The organism is Exiguobacterium sp. s141 (genome assembly GCF_018618085.1).
GTDB classification, from domain to species: Bacteria; Bacillota; Bacilli; order Exiguobacteriales; family Exiguobacteriaceae; genus Exiguobacterium; species Exiguobacterium mexicanum_A.
Map to the genome: position 1 here is coordinate 123,545 of NZ_JACSLJ010000001.1, position 22,886 is coordinate 146,430.

The 22,886-nt window shown below is 51.5% G+C and carries 23 protein-coding genes, 1 other RNA gene and 1 pseudogene; 12 read left to right on the forward strand and 13 right to left on the reverse strand.

Annotation, left to right across the window (positions count from 1 at the left end; all coding sequences use genetic code 11):
• Positions 1–32: 32 nt before the first annotated feature.
• The 4 genes from KNP74_RS00650 to KNP74_RS00665 all read right to left on the reverse strand — a co-directional run bounded on the left by KNP74_RS00650 (position 33) and on the right by KNP74_RS00665 (position 3,595).
• Complete coding sequence (locus KNP74_RS00650; protein ID WP_034777670.1) at positions 33–854, reverse strand: YihY/virulence factor BrkB family protein; 822 nt, start codon at positions 852–854, stop codon at positions 33–35.
• Between the two features lie 106 nt (positions 855–960).
• Positions 961–2,379, reverse strand: coding sequence for an alanine/glycine:cation symporter family protein (locus tag KNP74_RS00655; RefSeq protein ID WP_205729363.1), 1,419 nt, complete (start codon positions 2,377–2,379; stop codon positions 961–963).
• 59 nt (positions 2,380–2,438) lie between these two features.
• Positions 2,439–3,344, reverse strand: coding sequence for a Gfo/Idh/MocA family protein (locus tag KNP74_RS00660; protein WP_138859389.1), 906 nt, complete (start codon positions 3,342–3,344; stop codon positions 2,439–2,441).
• Between the two features lie 68 nt (positions 3,345–3,412).
• A complete protein-coding gene (locus tag KNP74_RS00665; protein ID WP_034777673.1) occupies positions 3,413–3,595 on the reverse strand; it encodes a hypothetical protein in 183 nt (60 codons plus the stop codon).
• Between the two features lie 279 nt (positions 3,596–3,874).
• Between KNP74_RS00665 and KNP74_RS00670 the strand changes: the two genes are divergently transcribed.
• Positions 3,875–4,750, forward strand: a complete 876-nt coding sequence (locus KNP74_RS00670; protein WP_214707710.1) for a DNA/RNA non-specific endonuclease — start codon at positions 3,875–3,877, stop codon at positions 4,748–4,750.
• A 514-nt stretch (positions 4,751–5,264) separates the two neighbouring features.
• On the opposite strand, the pseudogene KNP74_RS00675 reads toward KNP74_RS00670, so the two are convergent.
• The 3 genes and pseudogenes from KNP74_RS00675 to merR all read right to left on the reverse strand — a co-directional run bounded on the left by KNP74_RS00675 (position 5,265) and on the right by merR (position 8,808).
• A pseudogene (locus KNP74_RS00675) lies at positions 5,265–6,587 on the reverse strand (ISL3 family transposase).
• A 159-nt stretch (positions 6,588–6,746) separates the two neighbouring features.
• Complete coding sequence (gene merA, locus KNP74_RS00680; protein WP_002440486.1) at positions 6,747–8,387, reverse strand: mercury(II) reductase; 1,641 nt, start codon at positions 8,385–8,387, stop codon at positions 6,747–6,749.
• Positions 8,388–8,415: 28 nt separating this feature from the next.
• A complete protein-coding gene (gene merR, locus KNP74_RS00685) occupies positions 8,416–8,808 on the reverse strand; it encodes a mercury resistance transcriptional regulator MerR (protein WP_001863748.1) in 393 nt (130 codons plus the stop codon).
• A 239-nt stretch (positions 8,809–9,047) separates the two neighbouring features.
• On the opposite strand from merR, the gene KNP74_RS15005 reads away from it, so the two are divergent.
• Both KNP74_RS15005 and KNP74_RS00690 read left to right on the forward strand, forming a co-directional pair.
• Positions 9,048–9,176, forward strand: coding sequence for a hypothetical protein (locus tag KNP74_RS15005; RefSeq protein ID WP_256441032.1), 129 nt, complete (start codon positions 9,048–9,050; stop codon positions 9,174–9,176).
• Between the two features lie 72 nt (positions 9,177–9,248).
• A complete protein-coding gene (locus tag KNP74_RS00690; RefSeq protein ID WP_214763159.1) occupies positions 9,249–10,181 on the forward strand; it encodes a tyrosine-type recombinase/integrase in 933 nt (310 codons plus the stop codon).
• A gap of 66 nt (positions 10,182–10,247) precedes the next feature.
• On the opposite strand, the gene KNP74_RS00695 is transcribed toward KNP74_RS00690, so the two are convergent.
• Entirely contained in the window at positions 10,248–11,414 is a 1,167-nt protein-coding gene (locus tag KNP74_RS00695; RefSeq protein ID WP_214763160.1) for a THUMP domain-containing class I SAM-dependent RNA methyltransferase, read from the reverse strand.
• Positions 11,415–11,520: 106 nt separating this feature from the next.
• Positions 11,521–11,888: RNase P RNA component class B (rnpB, locus tag KNP74_RS00700), an RNA gene on the reverse strand.
• Positions 11,889–12,009: 121 nt separating this feature from the next.
• Here rnpB and KNP74_RS00705 point away from each other — a divergent pair.
• The gene (locus KNP74_RS00705) at positions 12,010–12,414 is read left to right on the forward strand and encodes a hypothetical protein (protein WP_034777681.1); all 405 of its coding nucleotides are present in this window, start codon (positions 12,010–12,012) and stop codon (positions 12,412–12,414) included.
• A gap of 38 nt (positions 12,415–12,452) precedes the next feature.
• Here KNP74_RS00705 and KNP74_RS00710 read toward each other — a convergent pair whose 3' ends face one another.
• The gene (locus KNP74_RS00710) at positions 12,453–13,907 is read right to left on the reverse strand and encodes a S8 family peptidase (protein WP_214763161.1); all 1,455 of its coding nucleotides are present in this window, start codon (positions 13,905–13,907) and stop codon (positions 12,453–12,455) included.
• 105 nt (positions 13,908–14,012) lie between these two features.
• Positions 14,013–14,420, reverse strand: coding sequence for a hypothetical protein (locus tag KNP74_RS00715; protein WP_214763162.1), 408 nt, complete (start codon positions 14,418–14,420; stop codon positions 14,013–14,015).
• 168 nt (positions 14,421–14,588) lie between these two features.
• On the opposite strand from KNP74_RS00715, the gene KNP74_RS00720 reads away from it, so the two are divergent.
• The 5 genes from KNP74_RS00720 to KNP74_RS00740 all read left to right on the forward strand — a co-directional run bounded on the left by KNP74_RS00720 (position 14,589) and on the right by KNP74_RS00740 (position 19,290).
• On the forward strand, positions 14,589–15,479 hold the full coding sequence (locus KNP74_RS00720; protein ID WP_138859382.1) for a hypothetical protein: 891 nt from the start codon (positions 14,589–14,591) through the stop codon (positions 15,477–15,479).
• Positions 15,480–15,540: 61 nt separating this feature from the next.
• Positions 15,541–16,206 carry a response regulator transcription factor gene (locus KNP74_RS00725; RefSeq protein ID WP_138859381.1) on the forward strand — a complete coding sequence of 222 codons (666 nt, stop codon included), beginning with the start codon at positions 15,541–15,543 and terminating at the stop codon, positions 16,204–16,206.
• Positions 16,203–17,549 (forward strand): sensor histidine kinase, encoded by a 1,347-nt coding sequence (locus tag KNP74_RS00730; RefSeq protein ID WP_214711342.1) that lies wholly within the window; start codon positions 16,203–16,205, stop codon positions 17,547–17,549. Before KNP74_RS00725 ends, KNP74_RS00730 begins: the two co-directional genes overlap by 4 nt.
• 68 nt (positions 17,550–17,617) lie before the next feature.
• Positions 17,618–18,625 (forward strand): ABC transporter permease, encoded by a 1,008-nt coding sequence (locus KNP74_RS00735; RefSeq protein WP_214763163.1) that lies wholly within the window; start codon positions 17,618–17,620, stop codon positions 18,623–18,625.
• Positions 18,622–19,290 (forward strand): ABC transporter ATP-binding protein, encoded by a 669-nt coding sequence (locus tag KNP74_RS00740; RefSeq protein WP_138859378.1) that lies wholly within the window; start codon positions 18,622–18,624, stop codon positions 19,288–19,290. Before KNP74_RS00735 ends, KNP74_RS00740 begins: the two co-directional genes overlap by 4 nt.
• 21 nt (positions 19,291–19,311) lie before the next feature.
• Here the strand turns inward: KNP74_RS00740 and KNP74_RS00745 are convergent, their stop codons facing one another.
• A complete protein-coding gene (locus KNP74_RS00745; RefSeq protein ID WP_034777688.1) occupies positions 19,312–19,740 on the reverse strand; it encodes a hypothetical protein in 429 nt (142 codons plus the stop codon).
• A 189-nt stretch (positions 19,741–19,929) separates the two neighbouring features.
• Between KNP74_RS00745 and KNP74_RS00750 the strand changes: the two genes are divergently transcribed.
• A complete protein-coding gene (locus tag KNP74_RS00750; RefSeq protein ID WP_214763164.1) occupies positions 19,930–20,829 on the forward strand; it encodes an alpha/beta hydrolase in 900 nt (299 codons plus the stop codon).
• On the opposite strand, the gene KNP74_RS00755 is transcribed toward KNP74_RS00750, so the two are convergent.
• Positions 20,786–21,484 (reverse strand): CPBP family intramembrane glutamic endopeptidase, encoded by a 699-nt coding sequence (locus KNP74_RS00755; protein WP_034777692.1) that lies wholly within the window; start codon positions 21,482–21,484, stop codon positions 20,786–20,788. The genes KNP74_RS00750 and KNP74_RS00755 overlap by 44 nt on opposite strands.
• A 78-nt stretch (positions 21,485–21,562) precedes the next feature.
• Here KNP74_RS00755 and KNP74_RS00760 point away from each other — a divergent pair, with 78 nt between their 5' ends.
• Together KNP74_RS00760 and KNP74_RS00765 are read left to right on the forward strand one after the other, a co-directional pair.
• Positions 21,563–22,255, forward strand: coding sequence for a lytic transglycosylase domain-containing protein (locus KNP74_RS00760; protein ID WP_251126290.1), 693 nt, complete (start codon positions 21,563–21,565; stop codon positions 22,253–22,255).
• Between the two features lie 34 nt (positions 22,256–22,289).
• A complete protein-coding gene (locus KNP74_RS00765) occupies positions 22,290–22,877 on the forward strand; it encodes a DUF1643 domain-containing protein (RefSeq protein ID WP_034777694.1) in 588 nt (195 codons plus the stop codon).
• The last annotated feature ends 9 nt before the right edge of the window (positions 22,878–22,886 follow it).

The following is a 22,886-nucleotide window of genomic DNA, read 5'->3' on the forward strand; positions in this document are numbered from 1 at the left end:
TGAATCAAAGATTGATAACAACGATTTACACGTCAACCGGATATTTCTTTTTGTTCGATGAGCGTGGCGTTCAGGAGTCCCCCGAGAAGGATGACCGAGGCCGCCAGGTAGAACCAGATCAACAAGATGATAAAGGCACCGAGCTGACCGTAAAACTGTTCATAGTTTGCATACTGTGAATAGTAGCTGAATACGTTCGAAACTGTCAAGATGCCGATTGTCGCAAAAGCCGCCCCGGCCCAGCTGTCTCGGAATGTGCCGCGATGGCTCGGCAACCACTTATAGACGAGCAGGAAGACACTGAACAGGATGAGTGTCCCGATGATCCAACGGAAGTAGAACCAAATCTGGGCATATCGGGCGACGATGTCATCGATAAAGATGATATGGGTCGCCAACTCTCGTAGCGCCGTCTCGATGACCGGGACGAGCAACGAGAACGGCAAAACGAACATGAGCGCGAGCGTCACGGCGATGTCTTGCAACACCCCGCGCCAGAACGCTTTGTTTCGGATCAGTCGATAGGCGTCGTTTAAGGAGCGAACGAGCGATTGGACGGCCATCGAAGAGATCCAAAGTGCCGGTAAGATGCTGAGCGAGGCCAAGCGCAGTCTCGAATCATCAAAAATGGCCTCGATGTTCCCTTGTAACAATCGATAACTCGCCTCGGGCATCACCAAGGACAACGCCGATATGACGTCTCCGCTCGAGAACGGCAGCCACCCGACGATACCGAGGACGAACAATAGAAATGGGAATGTGGACAGGATGAAATAGTAAGCCAACATCGCGGCTTGATCGAAGAATCGTTCGGCAAAAAATCGTTTGAATGTGTGAAGAAAGGGTTGTATCATGTCGTGCGCTCTTTTCTGTTTTTATTATATAAATGCGGTACGTGAAATAAAAAGATTCAACAAGCAAAGGCAAGGCTGGCGCTGTACGTCAATCCTTGCCTTACGCTCAACTAATATTCTCTCGTTTCGCTTCCCATGCTTCGACGTGCTCTTTCCCTGGTAGCTCGACGTCGTCCCGATTGAACACCGGATCGCGCCCTGCTCGTTTCTGGGCCACGTAATCATCAAGCAACAGTTTTGCGACTTTACTGAGCCGGAAGATGGCGTACATGTTGACGAGTGCCATCAGACCCATGAAGATGTCGGCGATCGACCAGACAAGCCCGGCCGAACGGACCGAACCGAACAACACCATCCCGATGACGGCGATCCGGTAAATGACGAGATACACTTTCCGTTCCGAGATGAACTCGATGTTCGTCTCCCCGTAATAATAGTTTGCCAAGATCGAGCTGAAGGCGAACAATAAAATCGCGATCGTCATGAGCGATGTCGCGACCGGCCCGATCTCGGTGAGGAGCGCCTCTTGGGCAAGTTCGATGCCTTGGAAATCTTCTGAACCCGGCACGCCGGAGATGAGGACGATCATCGCCGTCGCCGTACAGATAAAGAGCGTATCGACGAACACGCTGAGTGACTGAATGAGACCTTGCTTGACCGGGTGACTGACCTCGGCGGTCGCAGCCGCGTTCGGGGCCGACCCCATCCCCGCCTCGTTCGAGAACAAGCCTCGGCGAATCCCTTGCAAGACGGCCGCACCGACCGCTCCGCCAAGCAGTTGTCGGAACCCGAGCACACCTTCTGAGAAAATGGCCGAGAATACGGCCGGGACGACCTCCAAATTCGTCAAGACGACCCACAGGGCGAGCAAGATATAACCGCCAGCCATGATTGGGACGATAATCCCTGACAGCGTCGAGATGGACCGGATCCCACCGAAGATGACGATCCCCGTCACGACAGCCAAAATAATTCCGATCCAAAGCGTATCGATCTCGAAGACGTTGTTGACCGACAAGGCGATCGTGTTGGCCTGGACCGAGTTGAATGCAAATCCAAACGCGAACGTGATCAGAATGGCGAAAACGACGCCGAGCCATCGCTGGCCGAGCGCCCGTTCGATATAGTAGGCCGGTCCGCCGCGCCACGCCTTGCCGTCATGCACTTTGTACACTTGGGCGAGCGTGCTCTCGACGAACGCTGACGCCGAACCAATCAACGCGATGAGCCACATCCAAAACACGGCACCCGGTCCCCCGAGTGCGATCGCGGTCGAGACGCCGGCGATATTCCCGGTCCCGACCCGTGCTGCCGTCCCGATGGCGAACGCCTGGAACGACGATACTTGTCCTTTTTCGTGCTTGATCCCTTTGACGAATAACAGCTTGAACATCTCGGGCAGCATCCGGAACTGGACGAACCCCATCCGAATCGTGAAATAAAGCCCACCGGCAATCAATACAAAAATAAGTACGTACGTCCATAACAAATCATTCGCCTGCATGACGAGCTCGCGAATGTCCATGCGCATCCCCTCCTTTTACGGAGTTATTACCCGCTCGACGGACCGCAGAAACGAGACGGTCAGCGCGAAGCCTCTTCTAGTATGCGTTCACAGAGCGCATGCGTCGTCAGACTATCAGCAGCGAGCACCGACTCGTTCGGTTCGCCGTTCAGTAACTTGATGAACGCATCGATCATCGTCGTGAAGCCGCGACGCATAAGGTTCGACTCCCACGGACTCAGAGCCCGCTCGAGCATGCCGTCGCGCGTGAAGTCATACACGCGCTCGACGTCGCGGGACACCCGCTTCAGACGCGGAGACATCACTTCCATCACTTCTTCCGTACAACCGTTGTCGCGGTTCATGATCCCGAGCGCTTCGATCCCACCCGCCGTGAATTGAATCTGCAACTGTTTCAGCGTCTCTCCTTCATAGCGCGTCCGCACCGACAAATTCTCAACCGGTGCGAGCCTCGTCAAGTAACGGAGCGTGTCGACGACGTGGACGAAATCCTCGATGATGAACTCTCGGAGCGTCGCCGGTTGATACGTGCGATTCTTTTGAATGAGGACGAGGTTTTGGTCCGTGACTTCCTTCAAGGCCGCCGTCGCCGTCGCGAAACGACGATTGAAGCCGGTGACGAGTTCGACCCCGTTGTCTGCCGCGAGCCGCACGAGCCGCTCCGTCTCGTCGAGCGAGAACGTGACCGGCTTATCGATGAACACATGGACGCCCCGCTCGAGCACGTAGCCGACCTGGTCCGCGTGGGCCGACGTCGTCGAATGGATCAACACGCCATCCACCTCATCGAGCGGCACGTCTTGTAACGACCGGTAATGGCCGCTGAATCGGTATTTGTCGACGAGCTGCCCCGCTTTCGCCTCATCTCTCGAGACGAGATAGACGTCCACCCCTTCTAATCCGGCATAAACCGGTAAATACGCTTTTTTCGCGACATCCCCTAACCCAACAACCACGATCTTCATTTCAACATCTCTCCTCTTCGATGGACTGAACAAAACCCCATGGCGTACGCCCGGGGTCGATGGTTCACTTAATGGACGGCAAGAATCTCAAAACTCGTGATCGGCTTGCGAATCGCATCCGACACGATTTGATATAGGTCGGCGAGTTGCTCATTATCCTTTAAATCTGGCGTCCGGTCGAGCTCGACTTCACACGTTCGTGTCGTCTGTTCCTTATCTTGAAACGCATATTCAATCGTATATGTCTGCATGATATGTCTCCTCTCAAGCGATGTATACGTATGTATAGCCTGAAACGAAATGATTGAAACACCTCGGGTGTGCGACTCAAATCGCTCGAGAGCCCCCTGTTCGACCCGTTCTCCCCCATTGTACCATTCGTACCTAGGGCGACGCCTCCCCCATCTGTGACAAAATCTGTCTCGTTTGTCGGAAGCACGATTAAAACCGCCTCCAATCCGTTTGCTTGTAAATGTGGGCGAAGATTCCTAGAATGGACAAGTATGCATCAAAGACATAGGAGTTTTAACATGAAAAACAATCTTACTTATCTTGCCTTCCCGCTGGCCATGCTGTTGTTGGCCGGTTGCACGAACGAGACAGAACCGAATCCCGAGTCGAAGACGGAACCTCAGGAACAGGTTACCGTTGAGACGGAGCCCCCTGACCAGACCGAAACGAACGATCACTTCACGGGCTACGACTTGATTGAAGTCGAGGGTGGAGATTTGTCAGGCGACCGCGAGCATAATGTCGTCGTCGATATCGGATACGGGGAACGCGAGTACTGGGCGTTCACGAACGAGCACGGACAACTCGTGAAAGTGCTCGCCGACGAGATCGTCTTGCAAGATGATGAGCTCGAGGACGTCACGTCTTCGGGTCGCTATTATTCAGACGAGGCGAAAGTGCCTGGTGTCGAGCATCGCGACCTCGACGAAGGGCACGTCATCGCCGATTCGCTCGGCGGCGTCTCGAACGCCTTCAACATCACTCCGCAAGACAGCACGCTCAACCGCCACGGGGACCAGGCGTACATGGAGAGCGTGATCCGGAGCGCAGGCGGCGCGACCGACTTCGAGGCCATCATCACCTATCCGGATACGGAGACGCAAATCCCTTCACACTATGAGTACACATACACTGTCAAAGGAAATGTTATTACCGATTCGTTCGACAACGTGAACCCGGACGAGGTGAACGAGTCGCTCGGGCTGACCGAGAGTGCGACTGAAGCCGAGTCCGTGTCTGAAGACGGTGACGTCGCGAGCATCGATATGAATGGGAACGGCCAAGTGACGATCCAAGAAGCAAAAGATGCCGGGTTCAGCATGCCGATCACAAGCGATCATTGGCTCTATCCTTACATGCATGACAATGATGGCGACGGGATGGTCGGAGAATAAGCTATCGGGATCACCCACAACGATATGAAAGAATCATCGACGTCACGCTCTTCCTGATCAAAGGGAGAGCGTTTTTTTATGGCGCGTCGATATGAGATTGAATTGTCGGCCCTTCGATATTGTAAAACATAAAATCAAGCAAAAAAAGGACCATAGACGAGTGTCTACGATCCTTCGACCAATTGTTATTTTGAGTCAGCCGACTCAACAGGACGTCTCGGCGGACGCTTGCCGAAAAACTGGTAGTACTGTTTATAACATTCCATCCGTTATCAATCACCATCTCTTGATATCCATACGAAGTAAAATGATTGGGTTGACACCATTAATTATCCACCTAGTCTGCAATGCAGTGTGCAATGCAATATAAATACGATTCTGTGCAATATGGTTTATATAATTTAATAAAACAAATCATTATCCTGTATTATAATAGTAACTCTATACTTAAACGATGCCTTTATACATAAACGCTAAATATCTTGGGTATTCGGATTTCATGGTGGAAAAGGGCTTATAAATCACCCTTCTCCAAATTCTTAATAAGTGTGGAAAAATCGACACCAAAGTTGTCTGTAATGTCGTGATCATTCACTTCATACCAATTGAAAGTATCGTATAACATAGCTTTATTGAAAGCACTTGAATTAAATCGTGGCTTACGCTTTTTATGGAGCTTCTCATTGAAAAGGATTTTGGCTCGTAAGGCATCAAACGAGTAACCTCTACCCATTCGCTCTACCTGCCTAATAATGCTGTTAATTGACTCCGTATAAGCATTAGTGAGCCTTTTATCAAAGTAGTTGAATATTTCGACATGCCAGTTGTCTACGGCTCTCACGAGGTCTTTATATGCGTCTTTAGAGTTGCTGGACATGCAACGGTGTCTCCATTGACTATAACGAAGATGACCTTCATCTGAATCAGGAGTATCCCATATCCAGTAAAACTCTTCTTTGAGTTCATAGGCTTCTTTTAAAGCAGGAAGATTACCTAACCAAGTATCTAAGAGGAATGATTCACGTTCATTTAGATCGTGTTTACGCTTTAGAAGGATAAACCTTTCACGTATAAGGGTACGTCTTTCTTTTTGGCTCATATGGGCTTTCAAAGACTTTCTGACGTTATCTAAGGCTTGATTAGCCATTCTAACTACATGAAACTTATCTACGACAACTTTAGCGTGTGGAAGGATAGTGTTCACTGCGTCTTTGTAGGGCTTCCACATATCCATTGTGACGTACTCAATGTAAGTCCTGTCACTGATTTCTGAAAGACGTTGGATGACTGTTTCCTTGTTACGGTTAGGCTTGATGTCATAAATAGTCCTGCGTTCAATATTAGTCAATACAAGCCGAGGTCTACGGATAATATGTATCTCGTCTATCCCAAGCCACTTAGGAGTTTCAAACTGGTATTCACGTTCTTTGAGTGCCACATAGTCCTTAAAAACGTTCCTAATGGTTTTCTCGTCAACACCAACGCTTTCTGCGACTTCTACAAAGGTCTTAGACATGGATTGCTCTTGAATGGACTTTAAAAGCCTTTTGGTCATACTACGCTTTTCATCTACAGATATTAGGCGTTCCCAGAAGGTAGATCCGCATTCACGACACTTGTATCGTCTACGGTTCAATTGTAAGCCCACTCGCTTTTAACGAATGGGCAAATCCATAATTAGTTGATTTCTTGAACTGTGTTTGTACAACTTGTCAAAACCACATTCAGGACAACGTTCAGGTGGTCCGACTGCTTCAACTTTAAACATCATATCGGTTTCATTTTCTTGTGGCGGTTCTATTGTTTTAATGTCTGGTAGGGATAATAAGTCTGACATATTATTCATCCTTTATTACTCTGCGGTGTTAAGGTATCAATTATAGATTTGATGTCGAAATCATCAGTGTTAAATTATTTTTGTGACCACAAATGCACTTAGAAAATCCCTTAAAGCATTAGCTGGTTCACTTGAATAGGGAGTTGTAAAAAAGTTCCCTTAGCCTGCACAACAAGATAATTTCGAAATATCTTTATCGAACGTAAGTGCAGCTAATTTTAGCCCTTCAGCCATTGTTAAATATGGTGCTAGGGTTTCTGTTAAATCTTCTATAGTTAAGCCAAATTTAACAGCTAATGATGCTGCATAGATGACATCTCCTGCATTCTCAGATACAATATGAACCCCTAATACTTTTAGTGTTTCTGCATCTGCTACTAGTTTAAATACACCGGTTGTTTCACGGTTTACAATTGCTCTTGGAACAGCATCTAAAGGTAATACAGATGTCTTCACATCATACCCTTTCTCTTTTGCTTGTTCTTCTGTTAAACCAACCGTTGCAACCGTCGGATTCGTAAACGTAACAGCAGGAACTACCGATAAATCTATTTTTTTGTTTAATCCACCAATAGCATTATCAGTAATAATTCCACCTTCATAGGCTGCTACATATACAAATTGTGGTCCTAAAGTCACATCTCCTGCTGCATAAATCTTTTCATTACTTGTTTGACCAAAATCATTGATCAGGATTTCATTATTTTTTCCAGTTTCAACACCTGCTGCACTTAAATTTAAAGAATCCGTATTTGGTTTTCTTCCAGTGGCAACAAGTAACTGATCTGATTCAATGACTTCTCTACTGCCATTTACTGTTACGTAAACCCTTTTTATCTCTCCACTTTGTTCAACACGCTCAAAAGTTGCCCCTTTGACAAGGTTTATACCCTGTTCAATTAACGCTTTTTCAACTGACTCTGAAATCTCAGGATCATACTCCTTTAAAAGTCGCTCACTTCTTTGCATAAGCGTTATTTCTGAACCTAAATGATGAAATAGTTGTCCAAGCTCCATTCCAATGTATCCTGAACCAATTACAGTTAATCGTTTTGGTATTTTCTTTAACTCAAGAAGTGTTGTACTAGTTAAATAGTCCATTTTTTCAAGTCCTGAAATTTGGGGCAACGAAGGCGATGCACCTGTTGCAATTAAAAAGCGTTTTGCAGATAACTTTGCCCCATTGACCTCAACCGTACTAGCATCAACGAATTTTGCTTCACCTTTAATTAAATCAAAATTATATTCATCAATTAAATCCATATATTTTTGATTCCGAAGTTCGCTCACCAATTTATCCTTTTGCGTGATTAAACTAGCTAAATCCACTTCTCCAGCGGATGTTTGTAAACCTATAAACGGATTGTCTTTTGATAAATGATTGATTTCCCCTGCCCTAAGAAGAGTTTTTGACGGAACACAGCCAATATTCACACAGGTTCCCCCAACCGTTCCACGCTCAATCATTCCAACTTTTGCACCGTATTCTATAGCTTTAATTGCCGAAGAAAAGGCAGCAGCACCAGAACCAATAATAAGAAGGTCATAATTGTCTTCATTAATTAACGCCACGTTTTCTAGTGATGATACTTCTTCAATTTCTCCGGCTTGGTAATTTGCTTCATCAATCGCCTTTATTGCACTTTCAACCTCAATATCATCGGGCAGTTCAAATACTGCTTCACCACGACGATAACTAGACTCAATATTTTTAGCACCTATCTTTTCAAGTGCTGATTCTACGTGTTTTTCACAACCCGTACAAGTCATTCCTGAAATGTTTACCTTAAATTTATTCATAAAAAAGCTCCTTTCGTTAATTAATCTCTCATGTTAATGTTTCTATTATTGGACACGAATGTAATTGCTTTTCATCTGGACATCGTTGTTTTAAGTCGTCTAACATAGTTTCAATTCGTTTTAAATCCTCTATTTGTTTTTGCACTTCTTTTTGTTTTTTAGAAACAAATTCGAACATATCTTGACAACGAACTTCATCTTTATCTACAACACCAAGTAATTTATAAATCTCGCTTAAAGAAAAACCAAGTTCCTGTATTCGTTTAATAAACCCAACACGCTTAACGTCATCATATGAATATATCCGATAACCAGCTTCCGTTCGGTGAGGTTCTTGTAATAAATTTTTTCGCTCGTAATATCTGATCGTTTCTTTATTAACTCCACATTTATCTGCAAACTCACTAATGCGATAAATCATCTTATTTCACCCCATGAATATTATAAACCGTGTACCATAGTACACGGTCAAGTAAATTGGACTATTTTATTTTTTTCCCAAAGTATCACTCGTATGTGATTGATACTTTTATATAATATTATTGATTATCCTAACATCCCACCAGAAAATCCGATTTAAACACCAGTTGTTTTTAAACTATTAAGAAAGTAATTCCACTATATATTCCGAAGACCCCTTATTCCAAAGGAGTGAACATCATGGCAAACAGCAAGAAGAACGAGAAGACCGGCAAATGGGAGGTTCGACTCTCTCTGGGGTTCAACGAGGAAGGCAAGCGCGTGCAGCGCTACTTCTCCGACGAGCGAAAGAAGACGGTCGAATATTAGGTCGCCGACCAAATCCGAGCGCAGAAGGAAGGCGAGTTCGTCAAGGTACGTCCGAAAGGACGGGTCGGCGAGGTGCTCGATGACTGGCTCGAGTTTTACATCAAGACGACGATGGCCAAGACGACGTACCACTCATACACGAGTTTCGTCGAGAACGTGCCGGGTTGGTTCAAGCGCCTGAACATGGACAACGTGAAACCGCAGCACTGCCTACGTTTACTCCGTGAATACCTCGACTCTGGCTTACAGCCGAACACCGTCAACATTCGCCGGAGCGTCTATGTCGGCTTCTTCTCCTGGGCGCGCCGTCTGGGCTATTATAAAGGTGACAACCCGATGGCTGCCGTCGAGAAACTGTCGGAGGGCTTGAAAGAATACAAGACGCTCACGCCTGATGAGCTGAGACGTTACCTCGAGACGGCGGATGAGACGATGGCGAATGGTTATCGTACAGCGGTCCACCTGATCGCCTATACCGGCATGCGTGCCCGCGAGGCGACGTCCCTCCGTTGGTCCGACATCGACTTCGACCGGAAACAGATCACGATTGCCCGTACCGCCATCGAGACGAAGGGCGGCTATTCGTTCGAGCAGACCAAAGGGAAAAAGGTGCGGGTCGTCACCATCCCCGACCAGTTGATCCGCTTCCTCGAGAAGTCGCGGCTTCGTCAGAAGTATGACATGGTCAAGTTCGGATGGCGCAACGACGAGGACCTTGTCTGCCTCGGCATCAAGGGCGCCTATGTCTGGTATTCCGGATTGCGACGACGCCATACCCTGACCGTCAAAACGGCCGAGATTCCTGAGGTCACGATGCGTGAGTTACGACATACCCATGCGACGCTGCTCATCAAGGCCGGTGTCCATGCGAAGGTCATCCAAGAACGTCTGGGGGCCGATGCCAAGACGACGATGGATATCTACGCTCACGTATTGCACACTACTCAGGGAGATACGGCCGAGCTCTTCTCCACCATGATCGAGGACGTAAAAAAACCGCTCTAGGGAGCGGTTTTCGTGTGTCTGCGGCAGAAAAAAATAAAAAGTGTGCAATTAGTGTGCAATGGGTGATTACTTACCCTCTACAAACGTCTCTGTTGAGCGTCTTTTTGGACGTAAACCATAATACTGGTAGTATTGCGTCTCAATATTTCCGTTGTACAGCTTACGGCGTTTCGTCGCTGGACGGCCGTACGCTTTCTCGAAGTCCTCATAGCTCGTCAACATATAGACGCTGTAACCCGGATACTTGGCGAACTGTTGCCCGATCCGCTCGTACAGGTCGATAATCTCTTCTTCGGTCTGCAACCGTTCCCCATATGGCGGGTTCCCGATGATGACGCCGTACTCTTCTTTCGGCTTCAAGGCAGCCGCGTCACTGTGGACGAACGTGATCGCGTCACGGACGTCGGCGAGCTCGGCGTTATCCTTGGCGAGCTTGACCATGCGTGGGTCGAGGTCGATGCCGTAGATTTTGAGCGGTTTGTCCCACTCCGCTTTCTCGTTTGCTTCATTGATGGCATCATACCAGGCCTTCTTCGGCACGCACGGCCAGTCTTGTGAACAGAACTCACGGTTGAGACCCGGCGCGATGTTGCGGCCGATGAGCGCCGCCTCGATGGCGAGCGTCCCCGAACCGGTGAAGACGTCGTAGAACGGCATGTCCGGCTTCCAGTTCGTCAGCTGAATCATCGCCGCCGCCATCGTCTCTTTGAGCGGCGCCTGTGAGTGGAGCTCACGGTAGCCACGACGGTGAAGCGCGTCACCTGACGTGTCGATCGTGATCGTCGCCACATCTTTTAACAAGGCGACTTCAATCGGATAGTAGGCGCCCGTCTTCGGTAGCCATTCGCCCGGCTTATCGTAGCCGCGTTGCATCGCGTCGACGATTGCCTTCTCCGTGATTTTCTGACAGTCGCGGATCGAGAACAACTTCGACTTGACCGAGCGGCCGTCGACGATGAATCGGGCGTCCCACGGCATGAGATCCGTCCAAGGCAGCTCGACCACACCATCGAACAGTTCCGTGAACGTCGTCGCCTTGAACTCGGCGACGACGAGCTTGACGCGGTCTGCCGTTCGGAGCCATAGGTTCAATCGCGGAATGTCTTCCATTTCTGCGTCGATATAGACGCGTCCGTTCTCGACCTCACACGTGTAGCCGAGGTCGCGCACTTCTTTGGCGACGAGCGCTTCGATGCCCATCGCTGCGGTGGCAATCAGTTTTCGTTTTGCCATACTATCCCTACTTTCTATAAGTGTTACTCCTAAAATGGTCATGTAAAAAGGAGCTCAAGTAGGATTGCTTGAACTCCTGGTCAATGTTAAATGAGAGACTATGCTGCCCTATAAGCCATGTTCTGTACTCCGGTGCTCATAACGGTCTCCCTGGCACGATGGAGTGACAATCATCTATCTGCGCCGATTGGCGCCTTCCGTCCCGTTCGGTTCCAGTCAGGAAGTTCCCCTACCATAGTTTGGGTTTCTCGCTCGTGGGGTTTACCTCGTTCCACTCTGAACGTTTCCGATCAGACTCCGTCACTGTGGCACTTTCAAGAAGCTTGCACCATATCCGAGGACTTAGGTGCTTCTTCTGCCGTCAACTTGCGTTGCCTACACTTATCTTTTCGTGTAGCACGATCACTACAGCCATCACAGGCTGTGCGAGCATGGACTTTCCTCAAGACTTGCGTCCCGCGATTGCCCAGACCTCATAGTCACTTTACCCATTGTAGCGGATAACCCGCGAAATGACAACCGAGAACCTGAACTTGATTTTCATGGGCGTCAGCGCTAAAATAAGGCGTGTTCCATTGAACAAGGAGGGATTTTGATGCGTCAAGATGCAAAAAACGGTTGGATTCAACGACTGACCTATGTGATTGAAATCGATGACATTAAAGCGCTCCACCCGAACAACGGCGTGTTCGCCTTCTACCGGAATAATCGACTCGTTCGAGGATTCGAGCCGTTTGACATCAAAGCACCAAATGAATTGTCCAAACGTTCGTATCACTTCGACCATCATAACTTGGCCCACTTACAGGAACGTTTTCCTGAATCAATCCCGACGTTCGACGCGTCGACACAGACACGTCGCGCCTGGAGCGACGACGTCCGCGTCGGCCTCTGCGAGATCATCGTCGACGGGAAACTGAGTTTTGAACATATCGACGATAACGGCAACGTCTTAGAAGCGAATATCCGTTGGAGTGGTGAAGCCATCACGAAAGCATAAATCAACACCCGAAGCCAGCACTGGCTCCGGGTGTTTTTTTATGTCGATTCCGCCGAAGTGTCCGTCTCGACTTGAATCGGTTGCGGCGCATATTTGACCGTCACCACTTTTTCAGTAACGTCGGTCGGCTTCAACAGCACCGTATAGGCCGATTCCGTGTCACCACGAACAGGGAACTTGCCCGGTACATGAAGCGCCTCATAGACGACTTTCTTGTTCGCGTCGAGCACGGTGACGACGCCTTTTCGGGACGTGGTCAACTCAAACGTTCCGGCATCGGCCGCTCTGACCGTGACTAACGGCTTGACGGCGTTCACATAGGTGAACGAACGATTGACCGAGCGTTTGTGTTTCCCGTCGGTGACGGTGGCATTCAGGCGATATTTCCCGCTCGGTAACCAATCTCCTCCGGCATACATCGTAAACATCGATTTCCCGGCTGAGAGCGTCTTCACTTTACGCGTTCCTTGATACAACGTATACGTCGTCTTCAAGTTCGACTTTTTCATGACCGTCAGTTTCGCTTCTTTCACATAGCGGCTCTTGAGCGTCGATGGTGCGGAGAGCGCGACTGGTCGTGGCGTCGCATCGATCAGCCGCTTCGTGTTGAGCTCGGTATACGTCTTCCCGCTCGCACGTGGCATTTTTTGAAGCAAAGCATCGATGTCGGCCGGCGTCAGGAACGGATTGACCGATTTGACGAGCGCGATCCCAGCCGACACCATCGGCGCCGCCATCGATGTCCCGTCCATGTAGACGAAGCTATTTTTCACGCCGAGCGACAAGACATTCACCCCGGGCGCCACGATTTTGACTTGGCTGTCCATATTGCTAAAAGCAGCGACACGGCGGTTTGCGTCGATCGCCCCGACCGCGATGACTTCTTTCATATTGGCCGGGAACGACGTTTTATTCTTCCCGTCATTCCCGGATGAGGCGACGATGACGACACCTTTGGCACGGGCCCGACGAATCGAGTCGGCGAGGACGCGGTCATAGTCTTGACCTCCGAGCGACATGTTGATGACGTTCGCCCCTTTCGCGACCGCCGTGTCAACCGCCTTGGCGACCGTCCAAGAATCCGTGTACTCCGAATTTTTGCCGTAAAAGACGTTATAAAAATGATAACGCACGTTTGGAGCGAGCCCTGCCATTCCGAACTTGTTGTGACGTCCGGACATGATGCCTGCCGTGTGCGTGCCGTGATAGTCGACACTATACGGGCCTTTCATCGAGTTGACGACACGCGGGACGTTATACAGCTCTTTATGACTCCGGTCGGCCGATGAATCGATCAAAGCGATGACGATGTCCGACGCCCCTCGGGTCGTATTCCACGTCAAGTCGGTACCCGTTTGCTTGATATAGTACTGATGACCGACCCTAGGCTCGGCCACGACATAGCCGTGCTTTTCCAACAGCACCGGTTTGGCCGCGTCCACAGACGAAGGGACAAGCAGCGCGAGCGCTGCTGCAATCATTATTTTTTTCATCGCCTTCCGCTCCAATCCACACTTCATAAGATGACCCCATTATCTCAAATCACGCGGTTAATTTCCCTTTTTTTCAAAAAATAGATTGTGACATTTTTGCGACGCTTACCAATAGTCCGGCTGGTCAGGGTCGTGCATCTCGTATTCAATGATTTTTCCGATCGTCAAATACGTGTAATAGCGCGCCAGCTCCGTCCGATACGGGTCAGGTGTGAATCCGTCCAAGTCCTCGCCAAGCGGTGAGCCGTCGATCGTCTCGAACTGTTGACAGAAGAACGATTCCGTCTCCTTGTCCCAGACGATATTGTCGCCGATATAGCCGCTCCCGAACCGGATATAATCGATGATGGAAGGCACGATCACCTCGGCCGGAAGCCGCTCACTCATGCGGCCGACCAATTCATAGCGGTCCCGATCGGCATACTCGGCTTGGTCGAGGGACGTACATTTCAAGACCTCTTTATTGATTTCAATCAAGACGACATAGTCCCCCGGATCAATCGATAGCTTCATCTCATCACCTCATCTCAACTTCCACATAGCTCTATCTTAACAAATATTCGGAACGAAACCGCGAAATCCTGTATGCCTGTAAAATTTTCCATCTAGTCGATTCATACAACATGACGAAATCTGTTTTTGGTATACTGAATGAGATGACATGAAGAGAGGAAGTGCAGTATGGCCAAACGCCCTTTGACCCCTCGCGAGAGTGAATTGATCGCCACGGCCTTGTTCGTCGTCGGGAACGTCCCTTACGTCGGGCACATCGACCGGCTCGAGTCGATCACGCTCCGGGATATCGCAGACGACTATTTGAGTGGAAAAAATTCCGTCGCCGACGCCGTCGAGGCGCTCGACCAATACATCTATGTCCGACGACACCGTTTCAAAAACGTCACGCCGAACAACCTTTGGACGCTTGACGATCGGACCGAGCAGGAGGCACTCCGCTATATCGTGCGTCGGCCTGAGCTGAAGAAAGGCGAGACGCTCAGCAAAAAGGATCAACCGTTCACTGTGGGCCAAGATATCGAGTTCAAGGTCGATAAACAGCTCGATCGCGGTCAGTTCCGGATTTACATCGGTAAACTGAACGGCTACACGGTGAAAGCCCAGTCGAAAGATAAAGAAAAACTCAAATCGGTCAAAGGATGGATCACCCACCTCGACCGGAAAGACCGACTCGTCTTTGTCAACATTTCCGAGTTCGGGCGCGAACCGATCGACCCGGACGCCAAAGTCCGGCTCGAGGCGATGAGCGCCGCGCTGCTCGGCTGGTTCGCCACCGCCACGTTACCAACCGAGGATGAAGCGATGACGGCCAAACAGATGATTGCCACGCTCCAACGCCGTGACCAACCGTACTGGTTCACGTTGACTGTCGCGATGAACCATCCGAAGCCCGAGCACGTCAAGCGGTGGGGCACAGTCGTCAACCTGCTCGTCAAGGCGAGCGCCGGCGACGCTTCTGCTCTTGAGACACTCGAGGCGCAAGAAGACAAGTATTTCAAAGATGCCTTCTTGCGGGCGCTTCGAGCCTTGCATAAAGAACTGACCAAAACGACATAACATGCAGGTGACCTGCCACGGGTCACCTGTTTTCGGTGTCGTGATAGAAAGGAAGAGAGCGATGCACGTACTGATTGTAGAGGACGATTTGGCTATCCTTCACCTCGTTGAGACCACGCTACAGCGAGCCGGACATACGGTGACAGCTGCCATGGATGGGGCCGACGCCGAGCGACTGTTTATGGCGAACCCTGCCGATGCCGCGATCATCGACATCTTGCTGCCCGGCCTCGACGGACGGACGCTCTGCTCACGTCTGAAGCAAATGACGGACATTCCCGTCATTTTATTGACCGCCCTCGGGGAATGGGAAGAAAAACGAAGCGGCTTCGAACACGGGGCCGATGATTATATGACAAAACCGTTCATCCCGGAAGAGCTGCTGTTCCGCCTTCAAGCCGTCGCAAAACGTTACGCCAAAAATGCGGCCACACTCGTCACAGTCGGACCGCTCAAGCTCGACTTGCGCGATTATCGCCTTGAACTGAACAGTGAGACGATCCACCTGCCGAAAAAGGAATTCGAGCTGCTCTATCAGCTGGCGGCGTTCCCGGGCCGGGTGTTCACCCGGGATGAACTGATCGAACAAGTATGGGGCCTTGACTTTGAGGGCGATGACCGGACCATCGATGTGCACATCAAACGGCTCCGAGGCCGCTTGCATGACGACACGATCACGATTCGAACGGTTCGGGGCGTCGGCTATACGCTCGAGGTCTCGCCATGAAGACGCTCTATACCCGGATCGTCCTGACCGTGTTCATGATTTTGCTCTTGTCCGGCGCCATCGCCCTTCTCGTCAGCAATGTCGCCTATTACGTCTGGTGGCAGCCGTCCTACAGCGAAAAGACCGAACAGACGGCACAAGCCGCCCTTGACTACTTCGAGACGCATACGGACAGTGAGGCATCGGCCTTTTATCGATTGCTCGCTCAGACGGGCTATCAACTCCTCGTCGTGCGTCCTGACGGTGAGGTCGACCGCTATGGAGGTTCGTTCCGGGACGAGCAACTCGACGAAGCCGTCATCGCCTCGGTCCGGTCCGGCGAACGCTACGACGGGATGCGCGCTTATCCGTTCCACTTGTTTTGGCTCGGCTTGTTCGACAATGAAGTCGTCAACACGTATGGCTTCAGCCTGGACGGGGAAGATGCCGTCTTCATCCGCCCCGACCTTGGCGCCCAAATCCGAGAATTGCACTTGTTCGTCGGCTTGTTCTTTGCACTCCTGACCGGCCTCGCCTTCATCTTGATCGCCCTATCGACAAGCCTGATCGTCCGACCGGTGCGCACATTGACAGATGCGACCCGCTCCGTCGCATCCGGGGCCCGTCCGCTCGATCTCCCGACCGAGCGCAACGATGAGATTGGAACCCTCGCCCGTCGTTTCTCTGACATGGTCGACTCACTGGAGAAATCCGAGGGTGAACGGCGTCGCTTCGTCTCAAGCGTCTCGCACGAATTCCAAACACCGCTCACCTCAATCAAAGGCTACGCCTCGGAACTGGCCGCCCGAACCGAAGGGGACGCCTTGATGTATGCCGGGATCATTCGTGACGAGACGGATCGCCTCTCGGATTTGACAAAACAGTTGCTCCTGCTCGCCCGGCTCGACGAGTCGAACGTGTCGCTCTCCGAACAAGTTGATGTGAGCGCATCGATCGAGGACGTCATTCGTCGCCATGCGTTCCAGCTGGATGAGAAAGGGATCGCCGTCGCGACAGAGCTTGACACATCGCTCGTCGTGACCGGCGACCCGCTCTTATTGGCCCAAGTCTGGACCAACTTGTTGACGAACGCGATTCACGCCTCTCATGACGGGGGGCTGATCACCATCAAAGCGTATGCAGCCGATCGTCCGACCGTCTCGATTCAAGATGCCGGCGTCGGAATGGATGAGGCGACGCAGGCACGCCTGTTCGAACGTTTCTATAAAGGAGATATCTCTCGGACCGGCCGGGGCACCGGTCTCGGACTTGCTATTGCCCAAGACATCGTCCGCCTGCATGGCGGTGAGATGACGGTCGAATCCCGTCTCGGGACAGGAAGCACCTTTTACGTCCGGTTTTAGTCCCGTTCATATTCTGTTCATATCCGTCAGTTATGCTTCCTTCATCGCTATGAAGGAGGCTTTTTTGTATGAATTTAGCATTTAAAGAAATGTGGCGGCAAAAACGAAAATTTTCATTAATTTTTGTCATCACCCTACTCATCGTCTTATTGTCGACGCTGATCACCGGGCTTGCCGATGGGCTCGCCTATGACAACGGGGCCAGTTTGCGTGAACTCGACACCGAGACGTTTCAGTTGGCTGAGGATGCGGACGGGCAACTGACCCGCTCGTTCATCGAACTGCCGACGCCAGAAACACTTACACCGTTTGGGGTCAAACCGTTGACACTCGTCGATGGGACCGTGAAACAGGACGCCACGCTATTCACGTTACCGCGGGATTCTGACATCGGACCCGCCCTCGATCTCGCCGTCGGCGAAGTCCTCGTCGATCCAAGCTTTCTCGGGGACTTTAAACTCGGGGACACGATTCAAGATTTCACGACCGGCTACTCATTCACCATCGCGGGGACGACGGACGGACGTTACAGTCATGCACCCGTCATGTGGGCATCGATGGAGACGTGGGAGGCGTTCCAAGCAGACAGCGGACAACCCGAATACGTCTCGGCCTGGCTCGGAGAAACTGAGACGTCGCTCGCAACGCTCTCCAAACAAGACGTCGTCGAGGCCGTCCCGGGCTATACAGCCGAACAAGGCACGTTCACGATGATGCGCGGCTTCTTATTGTTCATCGGTGCGTTCATCTTGACCGCATTCTTTTATATGTTGACGCTCCAGAAACTGCCAGAACTCGGAATTTTGAAAGCGATCGGGATTCGCCCTCGTGTGATCGGCACGGCGCTCGTCACGCAAGTCATGGCAACGGTGCTCGTCGCGAGCCTGTCGGCAGCCGCCTTGACGGCCCTCGTCGCCTCGTTCGTCCCAACTGATATCCCATTCCGTTTCGATGCGGGACATGTGCTGCTCTACAGTGTGATCATGTTCGGGCTCTCACTCATCGGTACGTTGTTACCGCTTTGGAAACTGCGTCACCTTGACGCCGCCGACGCTTTAGGAGGGACATTACAATGAAATTGATGAACATCAGCCACGCCTATGACGGACAATCTGTGTTGCGTGGAATCGATTTGCAGGTCGATGCCGGGGAATGTATCGGCATCATCGGACCGAGCGGCAGCGGGAAAAGTACCTTGCTCCAAATTCTCGGACTATTGAAACGACCGGTCTCGGGACAGGTCGAGCTCGAAGGACGAGACTTGCTCGGTGCCACTGAAGAAGAGCGACGCCTCTTGAGGCTGAACGAAATCGGATTTGTGTTCCAGCAAGCACATCTCGTCCCTTACTTGACGGTCCGGGAACAACTCGAGCTCGTCCAGGCCGAGAGCGAGTCGAAACAAGATCCGATTCGGCTGCTCGACGCGCTCGGTTTGGGGCATCGTCTCGACCAGTTACCAGGGCAACTGTCCGGAGGCGAACGTCAACGTGTCGCGGTCGCTCGGGCCTTGGTCAATCGCCCCCGACTGATTTTGGCCGATGAGCCGACGGCGAGCCTCGATTATGAGAATGGCCGACGGGTGATGGAGTTGCTCGTTACTGAGGCACGGATGAGTGCGCGACGGGTCATCGTTATCACCCATGACGAACGGATGCTCGACGTCTGTGACCGGGTCCTCATGCTTCAGGACGGCCTGCTCCAACCGTCGCCCCGACATCAAAACAGGGAAGACCGCGATTGAGGCGGCCTTCCCTGTTGTTTGTCAGATGACGTGCGCGTGAAGTGGCTCCTCAATCGATGCACTTACGAGTTTTCCTAAATGATGCGTCAACCAGGCGTTGAAACCGATGATGAGTGTCATGTTCCCATGCTCGTCGATTCCGGCCGAATCGACCCGGATTAGTCTTTCCTCGATATGTTGCGAGACGAGAGTGATGCGGGCGAGCGCTAGGACTGATTGGAAGACCTCGTCCGCCGATGACCCAATCGCTTGCGCCACGTCCGACACGGACAGTTCGATCGGTCGTGCCGGCTCAAGCACATAGCGGTCAATCAGCACATCGAGTACCATCGCATGCTGACGATGGCCGTTGACCGGGGCACGATAGAAGGTCACCCCTTCGGCGGTCTTGTAATCCACCTGCCCCGTCAAGCACGCGTGCAGCAACTGATCCATCACCTCTCGCCCCATCGCTTCGTCTCCTCCCGCTTCACCTTGATGATTGTCTGGTTCCATCATAGCAAGACGATACTGCTCAAACGAACGGGACAATCATCGGTAAGTCCCTTGCTTAACGGCATGAACCCGCCGTCAAACTGACACTGCGCGTGAACTATCGTCACGTTTTCGGGTACAATAATGGAGAAAGGAGCGGTTCAGATGCAGAAGAGATGGAAAGTTGGACTTGCAACACTATTCACCGGCTACTATGCCATCAGTTATTATGCGTTCAAGCGCATGACGCGAGGCAAACGCAAGACACCAGAGATGCTCTTGGCCCCGTATACGAAAGAAGATCAATCGTTTTATCATGACGTGCCGTTCGAGCACGTCTCGCTCCGTTCTCAGGATGGCTATCGGCTGTATGGACGCGTCTACCGCAATGAAGGGTCGACGAAATGGATCGTGTTCGTTCACGGCTATACCGCCTCTCACAGTTTCATGGCCCCACATTTGGCGATGTTCCATCGCCTCGGGTACAACCTCCTCGCTGTCGACTTGAGATCGCACGGTGAGTCCGAGGGCGTATACGCCTCTTATGGTTACCACGAAAAGCATGACATCACCGATTGGGTCGACTGGGTGCGGGCCAATGAAGTGGTCACGGAAGTCGGATTGCACGGTGTCTCGATGGGAGCTGCCTCGATCTTACAGGCCGGACCGTTAACCGACGTCGACTTCTTGATCGCCGAATGTCCGTTTGACGACATGAGACAGCTCATGCGCCATCAGTTGAACGTGTTACACCGGTTGCCCGGGGACCTGCTCTTGCCAGGGATCAACTATTTCTTGTGGACGCGGGCCGGTTTCCGGATGCATCAAGTCCGGCCCAAATACGACCTCGCCGCGATTGACGCGCCCGTCTTGTTCATCCACGGGACGAAAGATGATTTCGTGCCGACGTGGATGTCGGTCGAGATGAACGCGCTCAACCGGCAAAACGAGTTAGCCCTCATCCATGGGGCCGAGCACACAAACTGTATCTTGAAAGATCAACCCGCCTATGAGGCGGCCGTCAGTCAGTTTCTGAATCGACGACGTGAATCGGTCCAGCGATAAGGTCGAGCAAGGCATGGACGACCATCACTGGCCATAATACCCCCATCGCCAAGTACAAATAGCCGAGTCCCCAGCCGACGATCCCGGTGACCAGAACGCCCCTGACGCCTTGATAAGCATGGGCCAACCCGAACAAGGCGCCGCCGATGAAGGCGAGTGTCAAGGATGAGACGTCAAGATAGAGACTGACGGTGTAGAGGAGCACACCACGGAAGATGAATTCCTCGGTCACACCTGCCGTCCACGAGACAGCGCTCCACGCCTTCGCCTCAATATCCGTCCGCGGCAAGAGCAACCGCTCGATTTCGAGCTCATAGTACGGTCGTAACCGCCGCCGTAACCGAGACGAGGTTTTGACGAGCAAGTAAAACGCCAGCAGCACGGAGATGAGGATGGTCGTGAAAAAGAAAAACTTCCAAGCGGACATGTCCCCTTCGACCGGGGCGAATCCGAGACCGACCATGTCTGGCGGGACGCCGAACAAGAAGACGAGGGCGAGCAAAAGCAGACTGAGCCCCCACGACGACTTGACTGTCTGTTCATAGACACGTCCACGACCGAGCGTTTCGATCATCGGCTTCATCAACCGGGCGTTGAACAATTGAACGATCAACAAATACATGAGAATGATGGTAAAGACGGCCTGTTCGAGCATCTATATCCACTCCTGTCCTTCCTGTTAGCTATATGCTACACTATTCGGGTATTGTCTAGAAAGCTAGGAGGCGGAATCTTGAAACGATTGATTTTGCGACTGACCGGTCTCATGCTTGTGATCGTGCTGTGCCTCGGCGCAATCGGCTGGTTTGGTCAACATGATAAAGTGAACAACGCCCTGTACCGGGCCTATTACGGGGACCATGGCGTCCCGTCCGTCCATCGCGATGTGTATGAGGATGCCGCGGCCACGTATGACGTCGATTGGCGCTTACTTGCCGCCGTCCATCGCGTCGAGACGATTTTCTCCCATAGTTCATCGATGCGTTCATCGGTCGGGGCGATCGGACCGTTCCAATTCATGCCGCGGACGTGGCTCGGTTGGCAATATGACACGGATGATCAAAAAGGCGATGTCCCTGAGGACGAAGTCGATTTGACGGATCTCGCGCTCATCGAACAGTACGGCGGTCTCGGACGCGATGGCAACAATGATGGCAAAGCCGACCCGCACAGTCTCGTCGACTCGGCCCATACGGCCGCTTACTATTTGAGCGAGCACGGCGGGACGAAGACAGACACGACGGACTCGATTCGAAACGCCATCTTCGAGTACAACCGCAGTGAACAGTATGTCAATGATGTGATGTCGTTTTATGAGTCATATCAAACCGATGTGTCTTATTTACCGGATGACAAGGCGTCGGCAACCCAAAGTGTCGCGCGCTACACAATCCGCTACTTGGAATGGTTCGCAGGCTGGGTCTGACCCGGCACTATTTGATTAAAAGTGAGGAAACCTTATGAACACCCATATCGAGGAAGTGACGATTCGTGTCAAGTCGGTCTTCAATGAGGACAAGACGAAGCGCTACTTGCGTTCGTACGAATTCACAGATGTCGTCGACGGCGTCATCTGTGCCGTCATCATCTACTCGCCCCGGATGAGCGATGCTTTCTTGTCCGGTACGACAACGCAGCGGGCGTATATGCTCATGCGGAACCATCTCGATCAACCGATCCGTGAGATGCGCGTCATCAGCCTCGTCCCAACACTCGCCATCAATGACAATCTGCCGTACGTCGAATCGCAACTCGACGAAGTCAACTTTCATTACGTTGAGGAAACGCTCGACGAGGTCGAGGCGAGCGGAGGTATGATTATCGTCGGCTGGGGCTCTCCGGGACGCTTGATGCATCATGCCACCCCGTATAAGGCGCTCTTTGCCGATCATGAGGCGCATATGTTCTGTATCGGCACGACTTCCAAAGGCGAGCCGCAACAGATTCGTATGGCCAACGAGAACACCGTGCTCGAGGCGTTCAATAACGAATCGATCAAACCGAAATTTAGAATCGTAAAAGAGACGAAACAAGACGACTCCGAGTGAGTCGTCTTG

Excerpts from the sequence above, each read along its gene's own strand:
- KNP74_RS00650 (WP_034777670.1), bottom strand. The coding sequence starts at position 854 with ATGATACAACCCTTTCTTCACACATTCAAACGATTTTTTGCCGAACGA.
- KNP74_RS00655 (WP_205729363.1), bottom strand. The coding sequence starts at position 2,379 with ATGGACATTCGCGAGCTCGTCATGCAGGCGAATGATTTGTTATGGACG.
- KNP74_RS00660 (WP_138859389.1), bottom strand. The coding sequence starts at position 3,344 with ATGAAGATCGTGGTTGTTGGGTTAGGGGATGTCGCGAAAAAAGCGTAT.
- KNP74_RS00665 (WP_034777673.1), bottom strand. The coding sequence starts at position 3,595 with ATGCAGACATATACGATTGAATATGCGTTTCAAGATAAGGAACAGACG.
- KNP74_RS00670 (WP_214707710.1), top strand. The coding sequence starts at position 3,875 with ATGAAAAACAATCTTACTTATCTTGCCTTCCCGCTGGCCATGCTGTTG.
- merA (WP_002440486.1), bottom strand. The coding sequence starts at position 8,387 with ATGAATAAATTTAAGGTAAACATTTCAGGAATGACTTGTACGGGTTGT.
- merR (WP_001863748.1), bottom strand. The coding sequence starts at position 8,808 with ATGATTTATCGCATTAGTGAGTTTGCAGATAAATGTGGAGTTAATAAA.
- KNP74_RS15005 (WP_256441032.1), top strand. The coding sequence starts at position 9,048 with ATGGCAAACAGCAAGAAGAACGAGAAGACCGGCAAATGGGAGGTTCGA.
- KNP74_RS00695 (WP_214763160.1), bottom strand. The coding sequence starts at position 11,414 with ATGGCAAAACGAAAACTGATTGCCACCGCAGCGATGGGCATCGAAGCG.
- KNP74_RS00705 (WP_034777681.1), top strand. The coding sequence starts at position 12,010 with ATGCGTCAAGATGCAAAAAACGGTTGGATTCAACGACTGACCTATGTG.
- KNP74_RS00710 (WP_214763161.1), bottom strand. The coding sequence starts at position 13,907 with ATGAAAAAAATAATGATTGCAGCAGCGCTCGCGCTGCTTGTCCCTTCG.
- KNP74_RS00715 (WP_214763162.1), bottom strand. The coding sequence starts at position 14,420 with ATGAAGCTATCGATTGATCCGGGGGACTATGTCGTCTTGATTGAAATC.
- KNP74_RS00720 (WP_138859382.1), top strand. The coding sequence starts at position 14,589 with ATGGCCAAACGCCCTTTGACCCCTCGCGAGAGTGAATTGATCGCCACG.
- KNP74_RS00725 (WP_138859381.1), top strand. The coding sequence starts at position 15,541 with ATGCACGTACTGATTGTAGAGGACGATTTGGCTATCCTTCACCTCGTT.
- KNP74_RS00730 (WP_214711342.1), top strand. The coding sequence starts at position 16,203 with ATGAAGACGCTCTATACCCGGATCGTCCTGACCGTGTTCATGATTTTG.
- KNP74_RS00735 (WP_214763163.1), top strand. The coding sequence starts at position 17,618 with ATGAATTTAGCATTTAAAGAAATGTGGCGGCAAAAACGAAAATTTTCA.
- KNP74_RS00740 (WP_138859378.1), top strand. The coding sequence starts at position 18,622 with ATGAAATTGATGAACATCAGCCACGCCTATGACGGACAATCTGTGTTG.
- KNP74_RS00745 (WP_034777688.1), bottom strand. The coding sequence starts at position 19,740 with ATGGGGCGAGAGGTGATGGATCAGTTGCTGCACGCGTGCTTGACGGGG.
- KNP74_RS00750 (WP_214763164.1), top strand. The coding sequence starts at position 19,930 with ATGCAGAAGAGATGGAAAGTTGGACTTGCAACACTATTCACCGGCTAC.
- KNP74_RS00755 (WP_034777692.1), bottom strand. The coding sequence starts at position 21,484 with ATGCTCGAACAGGCCGTCTTTACCATCATTCTCATGTATTTGTTGATC.
- KNP74_RS00765 (WP_034777694.1), top strand. The coding sequence starts at position 22,290 with ATGAACACCCATATCGAGGAAGTGACGATTCGTGTCAAGTCGGTCTTC.